Below are 14,940 nucleotides of genomic sequence, written 5' to 3'. Positions count from 1 at the left end.
GGGCCGTCAGTGCGCCCGGCCGTGCGCGAGTTCACCGGCGAAGCGCCATTCGAGGACGGATTTGAGGACGAGGGTGATGAGGGCAAGGACGGCGAGGAGCGAAGCGACCGCGAATGCGGCGACGAAGTTGTACTCATTGTAGAGGATCTCCACGTGGAGTGGGATGGTGTTGGTCAGGCCGCGGATGTGGCCCGACACCACCGACACCGCTCCGAATTCGCCCATCGCCCGGGCATTGCAGAGGAGCACGCTGTAGAGCAGGCCCCAGCGGATATTGGGCAGCGTCACCGTGCGGAACGCGTGCAGGCCGGAGGCGCCGAGCGTCAGCGCCGCCTCCTCCTCCGCGGTGCCCTGCTCCTGCATCAGCGGGATCAGCTCCCGGGCGACGAACGGGAAGGTCACGAACACCGTGGCGAGCACGATGCCGGGCAGCGCGAACAGGATCTGGATGCCGTGGTCGATCAGCCAGGAGCCGAACAGGCCCTGGGACCCGAACAGCAGCACGTAGATCATCCCCGAGACCACCGGCGAGACCGAGAACGGCAGGTCGATGAGGGTGATCAGCAGGGACTTGCCGGGGAACTCGAACTTGGCGATCGCCCAGGAGGCCGCGAGGCCGAACACCACGTTGAACGGCACCGCGATCACCGCCACGGTCAGTGTCAGGCGGATCGCGCTCCAGGCATCAGGCTCCCGGAACGCGTCCAGGAAGGCGCCGATCCCCTTCGAGAAGGCCTGGGTGAACACCGCGAAGAGCGGCAGCACCAGGAACAAGGCCAGGAAGGCCACCGCGATCCCGATCAGTATCGCGCGGGTGGCGGCGCCCTCCGAGGCGACCTGGGCCGGCTTGGCGGCCGGCACGGCGATCGGGGAAAAGATCTCAGACATAGCCGAACCGCCGCCGTGACCAGGCCTGGATGAGGTTGATGGCAAGCAGCGTCAGGAACGAGATCCCGAGCATGATCGTGGCGATGGCCGCCGCGCCGCCATAGTCGAACTCGGACAGCTTGATGACGATCAGGAGCGGCGCGATCTCCGACACGTAGGGCAGGTTGCCGGCGATGAAGATGATCGAGCCGTACTCGCCGACCCCCCGGGCGAAGGCCAGGGCGAAGCCGGTCAGCACCGCGGGGATCAGCGGCGGCAGGACCACCTTGGTCAGGGTCACGAGCCGCGTGGCGCCCAGCGTCGCGGAGGCCTCCTCGATCTCCTTGTCGATCTCGGCGATCAGCGGCTGCACGGTGCGCACCGCGAAGGGCAGGCCGATGAACACCATGGCGATGAAGATGCCGACCGGCGTGTAGGCCACCTGGATGCCGAGCCGGGCAAGTGGCGCACCGAGCAGGCCGTCCGGCGCGTAGAGCGAGGCCAGCGCGATGCCGGCCACCGCGGTCGGCAGCGCGAAGGGCAGGTCCACCGCCGCATCGACGAGCTTGCGGCCGGGGAAGCGGTACCGCGTCAGCACCCAGGCCACGAGGAAGCCGAAGGCCGAGGCCACGAGCGCGGCCAGCGCCGAGACGCCGAAGCTGATCCGGAGGGCGCTCGCCACCCGGGGATCGGTGGCGACCTCCCAGATGCCCGACAGGCCGAGACCCGAGGCCTTCGCCACGAGGCCGGCGAGCGGCAGCAGGACGATCAGGCCCAGGCACGTCAACGTGTAACCGAAGCTGATCCCGAACCCGGGAATCACGCTCGGCCGACGGAATGTGCGCAGAAGCGACGTCTTGGGACGGGGCGTCTCGACCATGGTGTGAGCCTTACCGGCCGGCCCGGCTCAAACGGTCGAACAGGCCGCCGGCGTCGAAGTTCCGCTTCTGGATCTCGTCCCAGGAGCCCTGCAGATCCTCGATCTTGAACAGCTTGATCTCGGGCAGCTGGGCGAGGTCGGCCCGCGCCGCCGCCTCCCGCTTGATCGGCCGGTAATGGTGCTTGGCGAAGATCGCCTGGGCGCGGTCGGTGTAGAGGAAGTCGAGATAGGCCTGCGCGGCCTTCGTCGTCCCCTTGCGCTCGGCATTGGCCGCCACGAGGGCCACCGGCGGCTCGGCGTAGATCGAGCTCGGCGGCGAGACGATGTCGAACTTGTCGGCGCCGAATTCCTGGAGGACCAGGTAGGCCTCGTTCTCCCAGGTCGGCAGCACGTCGCCGAGCCCGCGCTGGGCGAAGGTCACGGTCGAGCCGCGGGCGCCCGTGTCGAGAACCGGGACGTTCTTGTAGACCTGCCCCACGAAGGCATCGGCCTTGGCGGCGTCCTTGTCCTGATTGTAGGCGTAGCCCCAGGCGGCGAGGAAGTTCCAGCGCCCGCCGGCCGACGTCTTCGGGTTCGGCGTGATCACCTTCACGTCGGGCTTCACGAGGTCGGCCCAGTCCTTGACGCCCTTCGGATTGCCCTTGCGAACGAGGAACACCACCGTCGAGGTGTAGGGTGTCGCCGTGTTCGGCAGCTTGCTGCGCCAATCCTCCGGGATCTTGCGGGTGAGCCTGGCGATGGCATCGATGTCCGAGGGGATGCCGAGCGTCACGACGTCGGCGTCGACCCCGTCGATCACCGTGCGCGCCTGCGCCCCCGAACCGCCATGGGAGGCCCGGACCGTGATCGTCTCACCGGTCTTGGCCTTCCAGTCCTCGGCGAAGGCGGCGTTGATCTCCCGGTAGAGTTCCCGGGTCGGGTCGTAGGAGACGTTGAGCAGGGCCGTCTCGGCGGAGGCCAGACCCATTCCGGCCCACAGCCCGGCGCCGGCCAGCAGGGACAGCCCGATCGCCCGGATACCTCGCCCTCGCGCGGCAGCGTTCTTCATCACGTCCGATCCCCGGCCAGTCGCAGTGCATCGCAGGGCAGAAAGCCCCCGCAAGCAGGCGAAATCGTTCTTTTTATCGAACGATGTCAAGCCGCGGACATGGTCTTGCTGAGCCCGCCGGCTACCGCAAGATCGGCGGAACCGGCCAGAAAGCAAGCACCGTCAGCACCCTAGGATGGTGGAATGCATGGATCTTCTCTCGCCGCCGACAGACGGGGAAGAATCTCAGCGCGGCGATTGGTTTTACAGAACGAACGATCTGCTGTGCGCTGGCACACGTCAGGCGCGATCCGACGCCGCGCTCGAGGCGCCTTCGATCAAGCCTTGGGCTTGGCGAGCTGCGCGATCAGGGCTTCGAGGCGCTGGCTGGCCGGTGCCGAGAGGGAATCGGCGTAATGGGAGCGGAGGGTCCGCCCCAGATGGCGGCGAATCCCCGCGGCCAGGGGCGGTGCGTCAGACGTCGATTCCGAAGGAGACGGACGCTCGGGATGCGGCTTCGACACGATGAGACATCCCCGCGGTGGTACTGCGCGAGAGTCGCAGAGCGTGGTTAAGGACCCGTCACTAGACCCCGCGTGAATGGGATCCGCCCGCCTTGCGACCTGTGCCGGGGCCGTCGCAGGCCGGAACTGGCACGGTCAGGGATACGTTGCCCGCCCTTGAGACAACCCCGTTGCCCGGAGCCTCACGTGTCCCGCCCGATCGCCTTGATGACACTCGCCATCCTTGCCGTGACAACAACCGCCGCGCCGAGCCTCGCCCAGACGAAGCCGGGCGAGATCAAGGGCGTCGACGCGATGGGCGATAAGTCCCGGAGCGCCCAGGACGGTTGGAGCCAAGCCCCGGTTCCGCGGGAACAGTCGGCGGCCAAGGATGCGCCGAATCCCGGCGGACAATCGATCAAGGAGAATGCCGACCGTCCGGTGCCCAATGCGAACACGGGCGGATCGTCCGCGACCGAACCTCAGGCGCCCCTCGATCACCGCACGGCGAGCCCGTCCGGGACGAATCCAGCCGCACCGAGCAAGTAAAAAAGGTTATTTCCTAAGCGGATGATAACAAGTTGGGCGAACGTGCTGCGCCGGCTGCAACACAGCGGCCGGCGATGTTACGTCTGTGTCACGCAACCGCACTTGCCTCGCGCACGCTTTTTTGGGACACCCTGGAATTATACCAGATCGCTTTTATGGAGCGGAGATGACGGTCCAGGTCTCAAGGCGTGGCCTGCTCAAGGGGGCCGGTGCCAGCCTCGCGGGCGGGTCGCTGGGCGCGCTCGGATTCGGCGGACTTGAGCCCGCCATGGCGGCCGCAGTGCGGCCGTTCAAGCTCGCGCAGATGCGCGAGACCCGCAACACGTGCCCGTACTGCTCGGTCGCGTGCGGCGTCATCCTCTATAGCCTCGGGGACCGTTCGAAGAACGCGCGCTCCTCGGTGATGCATATCGAGGGTGATCCCGATCACCCGATCAATCGCGGCACGCTCTGCCCGAAGGGCTCGGCGCTGCTCGACTTCGTGCATGCCGAGACCCGCACGAAGTACCCGCTCCACCGGGCTCCGGGCTCCTCCGAGTTCAAGCGCGTGTCCTGGGACTTCGCCCTGGACCGGATCGCCCAGCTCCTGAAGGAGGACCGGGACAAGAACTTCGTGGCCAAGAACGGCGACCTCACGGTCAACCGCTGGACCACGATGGGCTTTCTCGGCGCATCGGCCACCACCAACGAGACCGCGTGGCTGACCTACAAGACAGTCCGAAGCATGGGGGCCCTGGTCTTCGATAATCAGGCCAGGGTTTGACACGGTCCGTCGGTCGCCAGTTTGGCGCCCTCCTTCGGACGCGGTGCGATGACCAACCTCTGGATGGACATCAAGCACGCGGACGTGATCACCGTGATGGGCGGCAATGCCGCCGAGGCGCATCCCTGCGGCTTCAAGTGGGTCGTCGAGGCGAAAGCCCATAACAATGCCAAGCTGATCGTCGTCGATCCGCGCTTCACCCGCACGGCGTCGGTGGCCGATCTCTACTGCCCGATCCGGCAGGGGACTGACATCGCGTTCCTGTCGGGCGTGGCCAAGTATCTGCTCGACAACGACAAACTGCAGCACCGCTACGTTTCGGCCTACACCAACGCCGGGTACGTGGTCCGCGAGGGCTACGACTTCCAGGACGGGCTGTTCACGGGCTACGACGCGGACAAGCGCGACTACGACAAGACCACCTGGGACTACGAGATCGGCCCCGACGGCTACGCCGTGGTCGACGAGACGATGCAGCATCCGCGCTGTGTGATGCAGCTCCTGAAGAAGCACGTCTCGATCTACACCCCGGAGATGGTCGAGAAGATCTGCGGCTCGCCCAAGGAGACCTTCCTGAAGGTCTGCGAGATGATGGCGACCACGGCTTCCCCCGAGAAGTCGATGGCCTCCCTCTACGCGCTCGGCTGGACCCATCACTCCAAGGGCTCGCAGAACATCCGCTCGATGTGCGTCGTGCAGACCCTGCTCGGAAACATCGGCGTGCTCGGCGGCGGCATGCAGGCCCTGCGCGGTCACTCCAACATCCAGGGGCTGACCGATATCGGCCTGATGTCGAACCTGATCCCCGGATATCTCAACATCCCGGTGGAGAAGGAGCCCGACTACGCGAGCTACATCGCCAAGCGGCAGTTCAAGCCGCTGCGTCCGGGGCAGACGAGCTACTGGCAGAACTACAACAAGTTCTTCGTCTCGTTCCAGAAGGCGATGTGGGGCGACAAGGCCACCAAGGAGAACGACTGGGCGTACGACTACCTGCCCAAGCTCGACGTGCCGACCTACGACGTGCTGCGCGGGTTCGAGCTCGCCAAGCAGGGCAAGATGACCGGCTACGTCATCCAGGGCTTCAACCCCCTGATGTCGTTCCCGAATCGCGCCAAGATGACGGAAGCCTTCTCCAAGATGAAGTTCATCGTGGTGATGGATCCGCTCAAGACCGAGACGGCCCGGTTCTGGGAGAACCACGGCGAGTACAACGACGTCGATCCGACCAAGATCCAGACCGAGGTGTTCGAGCTTCCGACCACCCTGTTCGTGGAGGAGGAAGGCTCGCTGTCCAATTCCAGCCGCTGGCTGCAGTGGCACTGGCAGGCGCAGGAGCCGCCGGGCGAGTGCCGCTCGGACATCGAGATCATGTCGGAGATCTTCCTCCGCGTGAAAGCGGCCTACAAGAAGGACGGCGGGGCCTTTCCGGACCCGATCGTCAATCTGAAGTGGGACTACGCGATGGCCGAGTCGCCGACGCCGACGGAGCTCGCCCGCGAGCTCAACGGCTACACGGTGGCGCCGACCCCGGACCTCAACGGGACCATCATCCCGGCGGGCAAGCAGGTCGACGGCTTCGCCCAGCTCAAGGACGACGGGACCACGGCCTGCGGCTGCTGGATCTACTCGGGCTGCTACACCGAGAAGGGCAACACCATGGCCCGCCGGGACAACACCGATCCCGGCGACCGCGGCATCGCCCCGAACTGGGCCTTCGCGTGGCCGGCCAACCGACGCGTTCTCTACAACCGCGCCTCGTGCGACCCCGAGGGTCGTCCGTGGTCGGAGAAGAAGAAGCTCATCGAGTGGAACGGCAAGCAGTGGATCGGCTTCGACGTGCCGGATTACGGCGTGACCGTCGCCCCCGATAAGGGCGTCGGACCGTTCATCCTGAACCAGGAGGGCGTCGCCCGCCTGTGGACCCGCGGTCTCATGCGCGACGGGCCGTTCCCGGCGCATTACGAGCCCTTCGAGTCCCCAATGGCCAACCTCGCCTTCCCGCGGATCAAGGGCGCGCCCGCGTCCCGGATCTTCAAGGACGATCTGGCCGATCTCGGCACCGTGGAGGAATTCCCCTACGCGGCGACGAGCTACCGCCTGACCGAGCACTTCCACGGGTGGACCAAGCACGCCCGGATCAACGCGATCCTCCAGCCGGAGGCCTTCGTGGAGATCTCGGAGGAACTCGCCAAGGAGAAGGGCATCGCCAAGGGCTCGTGGGTCCGCGTCTGGTCGAAGCGCGGCTCGCTCAAGGCCAAGGCCCTGGTGACGAAGCGCATCAAGCCGCTGATCTGCGACGGCAAGCCCGTCCACGTCGTCGGCATCCCGCAGCACTGGGGCTTCATGGGCCTGACCAAGAAAGGATGGCACCCGAACTCGCTGACGCCCGTCGTCGGCGACGCGAACACCGAGACGCCGGAGTTCAAGGCCTGGCTCGTGAATATCGAGCCGACCACGCCTCCGTCGGACGCGGTCGCGTAAGGGGGAGCGGCAAACATGGCTGACTACAGCTCCCTCGACATCCGCCAGCGCTCCGCCTCGACGGAGACGCCGCCGGAGATCCGCCGCCAGGTGGAGGTCGCCAAGCTCATCGACGTGTCGAAGTGCATCGGCTGCAAGGCCTGCCAATCGGCCTGCGAGGAGTGGAACGACCTGCGCGACGACATCGGTGTCAACACGGGCACCTACCAGAACCCCCACGACCTCACGCCGAAGTCGTGGACCCTGATGCGGTTCACCGAGTACGAGAACCCGGAGACCAACAACCTCGAATGGCTGATCCGCAAGGACGGCTGCATGCACTGCACCGAGCCGGGCTGCCTGAAGGCCTGCCCGTCCCCCGGTGCGATCGTGCAGTACTCCAACGGCATCGTCGACTTCATCGAGGAGAACTGCATCGGCTGTGGCTACTGCGTGAAGGGCTGCCCCTTCAACATCCCGCGCATCAGCCAGACCGACCACAAGGCGTACAAGTGCACCCTGTGCTCGGACCGGGTGGCGGTGGGGCAGGCTCCGGCCTGCGCCAAGGCCTGCCCGACCGGCTCGATCATGTTCGGCACCAAGCAGGCCATGATCGAACAGGCCGAGACCCGCATCGTCGATCTGAAGTCGCGCGGCTTCGAGCACGCCGGCCTCTACGACCCGGCCGGCGTCGGCGGCACGCACGTCATGTACGTGCTGCACCACGCTGATCAGCCGAGCCTCTACGCCGGCCTGCCGAACGACCCGAAGATCTCGCCGCTGGTGGCCTTCTGGAAGGGCGGCGCCAAGGTGTTCGGTCTCGCCGCGATGGGCTTCGCCGCAGTGGCGGGCTTCTTTCACTACGTGACGGCCGGCCCGAACGAGGTCGTGCCCGAGGAAGAGGAAGAGGCGGTCGAGTACGACGAGACCAAGCGCCGCGACTCCGGCGGCGACGAGGCCAGGCCACACTGATAGGCATCCCGGGCTGCCGACGCGGCCCGGGAGACGCAACGCGCCCCCTCTCCCGAGCGGGAGAGGGTTGGGGTGAGGGATCAGGTCTTTCCGGATAGGTCGTAGCCCTCACCCTGTCCCTCTCCCGCACGGGAGAGGGGACCCGCGGTCCCTCCTCTCAGGGTAGGGGCCGGAAAACCGGCGACGATGGAGCCGACAGGCCCTATCTTCAATCTCAGAGCCACCTCCGCCGCGATGCGGAGCCGGCCCGTCAGGCGCGAGAAGGCCGATGACGATCCAGACCGATATCCGGGACGGCGACTCCCGCCCCCTGCACCACGCCAAGTCCGAGGCGCCGGAGGTGCTGTACGTCCCGCGCTACACCGGCGTGCAGCGCGTGAATCACTGGATCACCGCGATCCTGTTCACGGTGCTGACCCTCTCGGGTCTGGCGATGTTCACGCCCTACCTGTTCTCCCTCACCGGCCTGTTCGGCGGCGGACAGGCGACCCGGGCGATCCACCCGTGGTTCGGCGTGGCGCTGGCGATCAGCTTCTTCTTCCTGTTCGTGCGCTTCTGGAAGCTCAACATCCCCAACAAGGACGATGTCGAGTGGACGAAGCATATCGGCGACGTGGTCACCAACCGCGAGGACCGGCTGCCGGAACTCGGCAAGTACAATGCCGGCCAGAAGGGCGTATTTTGGGGCCAGACCGCCCTGATCGGCGTGATGTTCGTCACCGGCCTCGTGATCTGGAACACTTATTTCAGCGGCCTCACCTCGATCGAGACGCAGCGCTGGGCGCTGCTGGCCCACTCGCTCGCCGCCGTGATCGCCATCGCGATCATCGTGGTGCACATCTATGCCGGCATCTGGGTGCGGGGCACCGGCCGAGCGATGGTCCGCGGCACGGTGACGGGCGGCTGGGCCTACCGGCATCACCGCAAGTGGTTCCGGCAGATCGCCGGCGGCAAGGCGCGCCACGGCTCGGTGGACAAGCGCGGATCCTGAGTGGTGGCCAATTTCTTCAGGCGCAAACCCGCGGCCCCGGCCCCGGCCGCGGACAAGACCCCAACGCCCGCCGAGGCACCAAAGCCGCGCCGCCGGGACTTCAACGAGCTGAAGCCCGATCCCGACAAGATCGGGATCTCCGGCTCGGTGCCGTTCGTGCGCCTGCCGGATCCCACGACCCTGTTCGCCGACCGCGCGGCCCGCTTGGACGAGGCCGCACCCGGGCATCCGCTGGAGGCCTATCTCCGGTTCGTAGCTGAGGTCGCCCGCGCTCAGGCCGCGATTCAAGCCCAGGTGGCGCTTCCGCCGCCGCCGGACGGCGCCGATCTGGCGCTGCGGAGCGAGCACGGGATGCCGCCTCTGTCCCGGCACAGCCTGGAGGCCGATCCCGGCTTCGACGAAAGCCTGCTGGCGCTGCTCGACGCGGTAAATCTCACGACGGCGCCCGAGGCCTCCGCCGCAGCGCGGGCGAGCCTGCGGGCGGCCTCCCGGGAGGACCGCCTCGACCTTGCCCTGCAGGTGTTCGAGGGGGCGCTGCCGGTGGACCGGATCGCCGAATGCGTGTTCGTCTCGGCGGCCCTGCAGGTCCGCCTCGCCGAGCAGGCCGCGCGGCTCGACACAAAGGCGTTGAAGCCCGTGGCCGACGGCGTCTGCCCCTGCTGCGGCGGCGCGCCGGTGGCGAGCGTCGTGGTCGGCTGGACCCCGGCCGACAAGGCCCGGTATCTCAGCTGCTCGCTGTGCGGCACCTACTGGAACCACGTCCGGATCCGCTGCACCGCCTGCGGCTCCGGCGAGGGGATCAGTTATTACGGCCTCGACGAGGTGTCGAAGGACGTCCAGGTCGAGACCTGCACGACCTGCCACAGCTACATCAAGCACCTGCACCAGCACCGGGCACCGAACCTCGACCCGGTGGCGGACGACATCGCGTCCTACGGGCTCGACCTCAAGATCGCGGAGGAAGGGTTCCGGCGCGCCGGGCTGAACCTGCTGTTCGTGATCTAGACCGGGCTACGCCTGTCCCATCCGGCCTCCTCAGCCTCAGGTGACCGCGACACGGGCCTCGAAGGAGGTGTCCGGCCGGGCACGCGATCCCCAAGGGCTCCTTCGAGGCCGCCGGTCGCTCCGGCACCTCAGAATGAGATGGATGGCTTGGACGCGCATCGAGGATCGAAGGCACGATCCCCAACGGCGGCGAAACCGGAAAACTCCGCGCTCAGCGGTAGCCGTAGCGGCTCTTGGCGGCGGCGAGCAGATGCAGGGCTTCGCCCGACTTGCCGGCCGAGCATTCCGCCGCGGCCTGGGAGAGGTCGGCATTGAAGCGGTCGCCCACCGGCTTGTTGAGGTTGCCGGTCGCCACGTCGCTGTCGACGATCGCCTTGGTGCGGGCGATCTCGGGGCCGCAGCCGCTACCGGTCGGCAGGGCCAGCGGGGCCGGGATGACGGGCGCAGGCTCCATGACCGCCGGGGTCGCACGCTGCTGGCAGGCCGCCAGCGCCGCGACCGCGAGGGCGGCGAGGCTGAGGCGCATCGGAAGACGGGACGCGGGCACGGCGATCATCCTGTTGCGGCGCGGGGCTGCGCCGCCCGGGTTGTGGGCCGAGCTTGGCAGTGGGTCAATCGCCGCCGCGACACGCCCCGGCGGTGATTGACGCGGGGCACCGGGCGCCGATGCCGCGGAATTCCGCAACGTCGAGAACAGGTTGGCGCGCGCCGTTGCGGTCGCGGATCAACACCGCGCGCCGGATCGTGAGCGGCTACTTGGCCTTGTCGGCCAGCGCCTTCAGGCCGGAATCGTAGATGCCCTGGATCGCATCGACCGCGACCGTGTCGGGGGCGCCCTTGGCGTTGAAGGTGCCGGTCCACGTCACCTTCGAGCCGGAGCCATCCGGGGCGACCGAGAGGGTCGACTTGTAGTCCGAGACCGGCAGGGGGCTCTCCAGGATCGTGTAGGTGTAGCTCATCACCTTGTCGTCCCGGGAGACCTGCTCCTCCTTGATGGTGCCGCCGCCCTTCAGGCTCAGCGTGCGGACCTTCATGCCGTCCTTGTCGGACAGGGCGCATTTCTCGATGGCCGGGTGCCAGTCGCCGATGCCGCAGAACTCGCCGATCGTCTGCCAGACCTTGGCCGGGGGCGCGGCGATGTCGGCCGTGCGCGTCACGTCCAGGGCGTAACCCGGCACGGTGGCCGCGGCGAGCGCCAGGGCGGCCAGGGGAAGGGACCGGCAGAAAGCGAAAGGCATCTCGGGGGTGTCTCCGTCCGTGGCAGGTCGCGGCAGGGGCCGCGCGGGCTCTATGGCCGCGAGGGAGCTAAGTCTGCACGACCGCCCCGGCAATGGGCGGGACCCGCGGCGCATGACGTTTCCGGCGGACGCCACCTGCGCCCCGTGGGGCGCAGCCACACTAGGAGGCGGGCTGGCCTACCAGCTGTCCATCGCGTCCATGTCGGCCGGATAGCCGTAGACGGGGGCCGGCACATAGGCCGGGCGGTAGGAGGCCGATGACCGGCGGCCCATCTGGTCGCCATCGGCCTGCAGCGCGTCCCCATAGGGGCTGCGCTCACGGGCGACGCGGATCTCGCTCCGACCGCCTGCGGCCACCGGCATGTCGGCGCCGTCGATCACCACCCGGGTCCGGCCCATGCCCTCGGCCTTCACGAGGTTGAACAGGGTCGCGGCGTTGCGCACTGACAGGCGCACGCAGCCATGCGAGGCGGCCCGACCCAGGTTGCGGACATGGTTGGTGCCGTGGATGGCGTGGCCCTGGTTGGTGAAGAACATCGCGAAGGGCATCGGCGCGTCATCCCACTCCTTCGAGAAGTGCGTGCGCTCCATCCGGAACGGGCGGAAGGACCCGGAGGGGGTATCGTGGCTCTCGACCCCCGTGGAGACGGGCCAGGAATAGCGCGGCTGCCCGTCGACCGTGACCTCCATGCGCTGCGCGCTCTTGTCGACATTGATCAGCACGTCCGCAGAGGCCGAAGCCGGGACGGCGGCCCACAGGAGCAGGCCGGACAGGACCGAGACCAGACCGATACGCATGCGAGACTCCGAACGGGAAACCGCGACGGTTTGCCGACACGCTAAACCTTTGGCAACGCCAAGGTTCCGGCGGATTCCGGCCCTGCGCAGTCACGCTCTGCTGAGCGCCCGTCCGCCGTCGCCTTGATCCAGGATCGGGCGGCCCGGCACGAACCGTGCTGTCGCCGACCGCCGGTTGACAGCGGCCCGGACCCGGGCGCCTCCTCCGGGTCAGACTTGGTTCGGAGTTCCAATGGCCCTCGACCCCACCCTCGCCGCCGAGATCGAAGCCTCCGTGGCGGAGGGGTTTGCCGATCAGGTCGCCCACACGCAGACTTTGGTCCGGTTCGCCTCCCTGCGGGGTGAAGAGCATGCCTGCCAGGATTACGTGTTCGAGCAGTTCCGCGCCCGGGGCTACGCCACCGAGCGCTTCGCCATGGACCGGGACGCCATCGCGGGCCATCCGGGGGGCTCGAAGATCGACGCCGCCCACCATTCGGACGCGCCGATCGTCGTCTGCCACCACCGGCCGGGCACCGAGACCGGGCGCTCGCTGATCCTGCAGGCCCATGTCGACGTGGTGCCGCCCGGTCCCCTCGACCTCTGGACCCATCGGCCGTTCGATCCGGTGATTCAGGGCGACTGGATGTATGGCCGCGGCGCCGGCGACATGAAGGCCGGGCACGCCGCCAACCTGTTCGCCCTCGACGCGCTCGCCCGCCTCGGCCTCCAGCCGGCGGCCGCCGTGACGGTGCAGTCGGTGGTCGAGGAGGAATCCACCGGCAACGGCGCCCTGATGACCCATCTGCGCGGCTACCGGGCCGACGCCGTGCTGATCCCCGAGCCGGAGGACGAGAAGCTCGTGCGGGCCAATACCGGCGTGCTGTGGTTCACCGTCGAGGTCCGGGGCGTGCCGGTCCATGTCCGCGAGATGGGGGCGGGCGCCAACGCGATCGACGCCACCTATCGAGTCATCGGAGCGCTCCGGGAGGTCGAGGCCCGCTGGAACGCCGAGAAGGCGTCGCACCCGCATTTCGAGGCCGAGGATCACCCGATCAACCTCAACATCGGCAAGATCGAGGGCGGCGACTGGGCCTCCTCGGTCCCGGCCTGGTGCCGGATCCACTGCCGCGTCGCGCTCTATCCGGGCGTGACCGCCGCGCAGGCCGCCGCCGAGATCGAGGCTGCGGTGACCAGCTTCTCCCGCACCGATTCGTTCCTCGCCAACAGCCCGCCGCAGGTGGTGTTCAACGGCTTCTTCGCCGAGGGCTACGTGCTGGAGGAAGGCTCGGAGGCCGAGGCGGTGCTCGGCCGCGCCCACGAGCGGGCGATCGGCGCACCGCTCCAGAGCTTCATGACGGCGGGCTATCTCGATACCCGGGTCCACGCCCTCTACGACCGGGTGCCGGCCCTCTGCTACGGCCCGACCTCCCAGAACATCCACGGCTTCGACGAGCGGGTGAGCCTCGCCTCGGTGAAGCGGATCACGACCACCATGGCGCTGTTCGTGGCCGAGTGGTGCGGGACGGAGCGCAGGGCCGGGTGAGCCGCCGTCTTGCGAGCGGAGCGAAGCAATCCAAGGTCATGCAGCCCTGGGTCGCTTCGCTGCGCTCGCGATGACGGCGGTGATCCCCGTCAGGGGATGAGCCGGTCCGCGCGCAGCTGGGCGAACAGATCGTAGAACGCGTCGTCGGTCGGCTGGTAGGCCGTGAAGCCCAGCCGCCGGCTCTTGCTCATGTCGGTGACGACCTCGATCGGCCGGCCAAGATCCGCATCCGTGTGCCAGGGGGAAGCCAGCTTGGTGAGATCCGGCTCCGCCAGCCCGTAGCGCTGCGCGATCTCGGCCCAGGCCGGCCCGTCCTGCGCCATCCGCGGCTCCAGGGGCCGGTGCGTACCGTCGAACGGCACCGGCTCGATTCCGAACCACGCGGCGATCCGGCCCCACATCCAGCTCCAGCGGAAGACGTCGCCGTTCACAACGTTGAACGCTTCGTTGGCGGCCTTCGGCTCCGTCGACGCCCACAGCAACTGACGGGCGAGGAGCCGCGCGTCGGTCATGTCGGTGAGGCCGTTCCACTGGGCGGCCGAGCCCGGGAAGAGGAACGGGCGCCCCAGCTCCCGGCACAGGGTGGCGTAGCAGGCCAGCGTCGTGCCCATGTTCATCGCGTTGCCCACCGCCTTGCCGATGATCGTGTGCGGGCGATGGACGCTCCAGGTGAAGCCGTCGCGGTCGGCGGCGGCGAACACCGCATCTTCCTGGGCGTAATAGAAATTCTCGATGTCGAGCCGGCCCTGGTCCTCGCGGAACGGCGTCTGCGGCAGGGTGCCTTTGCCGTAGGCCTCGAACGGGCCGAGATAGTGCTTCAGCCCGGTCACCAGGGCGACGTGGCGGACGCTCTGCTTCGGCCGGAGCGCGTCGAGCAGGTTCTCGATCATGGCCCGGTTGACGCGGATCATCTCCGCCTCGGTCGGGCGTCGCTGCCACGTCGCCAGGAACACGTGGCTCGGCGCGAGGTCGGCCAGCGCCCGCTCCAGGGAGGCCGGATCCTGCAGGTCGCCGGCCACCGGCTCGACACCGTCCTGCTGCACCGGGTGACGCGCGAGGCCCGCGACCCGCCAGCCCTCCTGGCTGAGCCGCGCCGCGGTGGCGCTGCCGACGATCCCGCTGGCGCCGACGATCAGAGCGGTGTTCGACATAAAAACCCTCGTGCCCGGCCAAAACCCGGGTCCGAGGCAGATGGGCCCATGCGGTGTCGCAACAACCCCACCGTGTGAGGCAGGCACCTATGCGGCAGGCTCACGTCATGGTTTCGAAAGGGCGAGCCCTTTCGCGGGTCCAGGGCGGCGCCTTGGAATCCGTCAGGGCTTTGCCCTGACAACCCACCAAAGGGCTCGCCCTTTGGAA

General features: G+C 68.0%; 14 protein-coding genes. 6 read left to right on the top strand and 8 right to left on the bottom strand.

What is annotated here, in order from left to right:
- Window positions 1-6: 6 nt before the first annotated feature.
- The 4 genes from cysW to MKK88_RS28330 all read right to left on the bottom strand — a co-directional run bounded on the left by cysW (window position 7) and on the right by MKK88_RS28330 (window position 3,298).
- Window positions 7-888: a sulfate ABC transporter permease subunit CysW gene (gene cysW, locus MKK88_RS28345; protein WP_244005791.1), complete on the bottom strand. Its 882-nt coding sequence runs from the start codon at window positions 886-888 to the stop codon at window positions 7-9.
- Window positions 881-1,747, bottom strand: coding sequence for a sulfate ABC transporter permease subunit CysT (gene cysT, locus MKK88_RS28340; protein ID WP_244005790.1), 867 nt, complete (start codon window positions 1,745-1,747; stop codon window positions 881-883). The genes cysW and cysT overlap by 8 nt, the downstream gene beginning before the upstream one ends.
- Before the next feature lie 10 nt (window positions 1,748-1,757).
- Entirely contained in the window at window positions 1,758-2,795 is a 1,038-nt protein-coding gene (locus MKK88_RS28335; RefSeq protein WP_244005788.1) for a sulfate ABC transporter substrate-binding protein, read from the bottom strand.
- A 317-nt stretch (window positions 2,796-3,112) separates the two neighbouring features.
- On the bottom strand, window positions 3,113-3,298 hold the full coding sequence (locus tag MKK88_RS28330; RefSeq protein WP_244005786.1) for a hypothetical protein: 186 nt from the start codon (window positions 3,296-3,298) through the stop codon (window positions 3,113-3,115).
- 186 nt (window positions 3,299-3,484) lie between these two features.
- Between MKK88_RS28330 and MKK88_RS28325 the strand changes: the two genes are divergently transcribed.
- From MKK88_RS28325 to fdhE, 5 genes are all read left to right on the top strand, one after another.
- Window positions 3,485-3,826: a hypothetical protein gene (locus tag MKK88_RS28325; RefSeq protein ID WP_244005784.1), complete on the top strand. Its 342-nt coding sequence runs from the start codon at window positions 3,485-3,487 to the stop codon at window positions 3,824-3,826.
- Window positions 3,827-3,992: 166 nt separating this feature from the next.
- A complete protein-coding gene (gene fdnG, locus MKK88_RS28320) occupies window positions 3,993-7,073 on the top strand; it encodes a formate dehydrogenase-N subunit alpha (RefSeq protein ID WP_244005782.1) in 3,081 nt (1,026 codons plus the stop codon).
- Between the two features lie 15 nt (window positions 7,074-7,088).
- The gene (gene fdxH, locus MKK88_RS28315) at window positions 7,089-8,024 is read left to right on the top strand and encodes a formate dehydrogenase subunit beta (RefSeq protein ID WP_244005780.1); all 936 of its coding nucleotides are present in this window, start codon (window positions 7,089-7,091) and stop codon (window positions 8,022-8,024) included.
- A gap of 268 nt (window positions 8,025-8,292) precedes the next feature.
- The gene (locus tag MKK88_RS28310; RefSeq protein WP_244005778.1) at window positions 8,293-9,015 is read left to right on the top strand and encodes a formate dehydrogenase subunit gamma; all 723 of its coding nucleotides are present in this window, start codon (window positions 8,293-8,295) and stop codon (window positions 9,013-9,015) included.
- 3 nt (window positions 9,016-9,018) lie between these two features.
- Window positions 9,019-10,020: a formate dehydrogenase accessory protein FdhE gene (gene fdhE / locus MKK88_RS28305; RefSeq protein WP_244005776.1), complete on the top strand. Its 1,002-nt coding sequence runs from the start codon at window positions 9,019-9,021 to the stop codon at window positions 10,018-10,020.
- Between the two features lie 211 nt (window positions 10,021-10,231).
- On the opposite strand, the gene MKK88_RS28300 is transcribed toward fdhE, so the two are convergent.
- The 3 genes from MKK88_RS28300 to MKK88_RS28290 all read right to left on the bottom strand — a co-directional run bounded on the left by MKK88_RS28300 (window position 10,232) and on the right by MKK88_RS28290 (window position 12,056).
- Window positions 10,232-10,576, bottom strand: a complete 345-nt coding sequence (locus MKK88_RS28300; protein ID WP_244005774.1) for a hypothetical protein — start codon at window positions 10,574-10,576, stop codon at window positions 10,232-10,234.
- 196 nt (window positions 10,577-10,772) lie between these two features.
- Entirely contained in the window at window positions 10,773-11,258 is a 486-nt protein-coding gene (locus MKK88_RS28295) for an SRPBCC family protein (RefSeq protein ID WP_244005772.1), read from the bottom strand.
- 177 nt (window positions 11,259-11,435) lie between these two features.
- Complete coding sequence (locus MKK88_RS28290; RefSeq protein WP_244005770.1) at window positions 11,436-12,056, bottom strand: L,D-transpeptidase; 621 nt, start codon at window positions 12,054-12,056, stop codon at window positions 11,436-11,438.
- Window positions 12,057-12,288: 232 nt separating this feature from the next.
- Here MKK88_RS28290 and MKK88_RS28285 point away from each other — a divergent pair, with 232 nt between their 5' ends.
- Entirely contained in the window at window positions 12,289-13,581 is a 1,293-nt protein-coding gene (locus MKK88_RS28285) for an ArgE/DapE family deacylase (protein ID WP_244005768.1), read from the top strand.
- A gap of 89 nt (window positions 13,582-13,670) precedes the next feature.
- Here MKK88_RS28285 and MKK88_RS28280 read toward each other — a convergent pair whose 3' ends face one another.
- Window positions 13,671-14,732 (bottom strand): SDR family oxidoreductase, encoded by a 1,062-nt coding sequence (locus tag MKK88_RS28280; RefSeq protein WP_244005766.1) that lies wholly within the window; start codon window positions 14,730-14,732, stop codon window positions 13,671-13,673.
- Window positions 14,733-14,940: the final 208 nt, after the last annotated feature.

Origin of the sequence: Methylobacterium sp. E-005 (assembly GCF_022829725.1) — a bacterium.
GTDB lineage: Bacteria > Pseudomonadota > Alphaproteobacteria > Rhizobiales > Beijerinckiaceae > Methylobacterium.
This window is presented reverse-complemented; position numbering and strand designations above follow the sequence as displayed.

What these genes read in the sequence shown, in the direction of transcription:
- cysW (WP_244005791.1), bottom strand. Translation starts at nt 888, where the DNA reads ATGTCTGAGATCTTTTCCCCGATCGCCGTGCCGGCCGCCAAGCCGGCC.
- cysT (WP_244005790.1), bottom strand. Translation starts at nt 1,747, where the DNA reads ATGGTCGAGACGCCCCGTCCCAAGACGTCGCTTCTGCGCACATTCCGT.
- MKK88_RS28335 (WP_244005788.1), bottom strand. Translation starts at nt 2,795, where the DNA reads ATGAAGAACGCTGCCGCGCGAGGGCGAGGTATCCGGGCGATCGGGCTG.
- fdxH (WP_244005780.1), top strand. Translation starts at nt 7,089, where the DNA reads ATGGCTGACTACAGCTCCCTCGACATCCGCCAGCGCTCCGCCTCGACG.
- MKK88_RS28310 (WP_244005778.1), top strand. Translation starts at nt 8,293, where the DNA reads ATGACGATCCAGACCGATATCCGGGACGGCGACTCCCGCCCCCTGCAC.
- MKK88_RS28300 (WP_244005774.1), bottom strand. Translation starts at nt 10,576, where the DNA reads ATGATCGCCGTGCCCGCGTCCCGTCTTCCGATGCGCCTCAGCCTCGCC.
- MKK88_RS28295 (WP_244005772.1), bottom strand. Translation starts at nt 11,258, where the DNA reads ATGCCTTTCGCTTTCTGCCGGTCCCTTCCCCTGGCCGCCCTGGCGCTC.
- MKK88_RS28290 (WP_244005770.1), bottom strand. Translation starts at nt 12,056, where the DNA reads ATGCGTATCGGTCTGGTCTCGGTCCTGTCCGGCCTGCTCCTGTGGGCC.
- MKK88_RS28285 (WP_244005768.1), top strand. Translation starts at nt 12,289, where the DNA reads ATGGCCCTCGACCCCACCCTCGCCGCCGAGATCGAAGCCTCCGTGGCG.
- MKK88_RS28280 (WP_244005766.1), bottom strand. Translation starts at nt 14,732, where the DNA reads ATGTCGAACACCGCTCTGATCGTCGGCGCCAGCGGGATCGTCGGCAGC.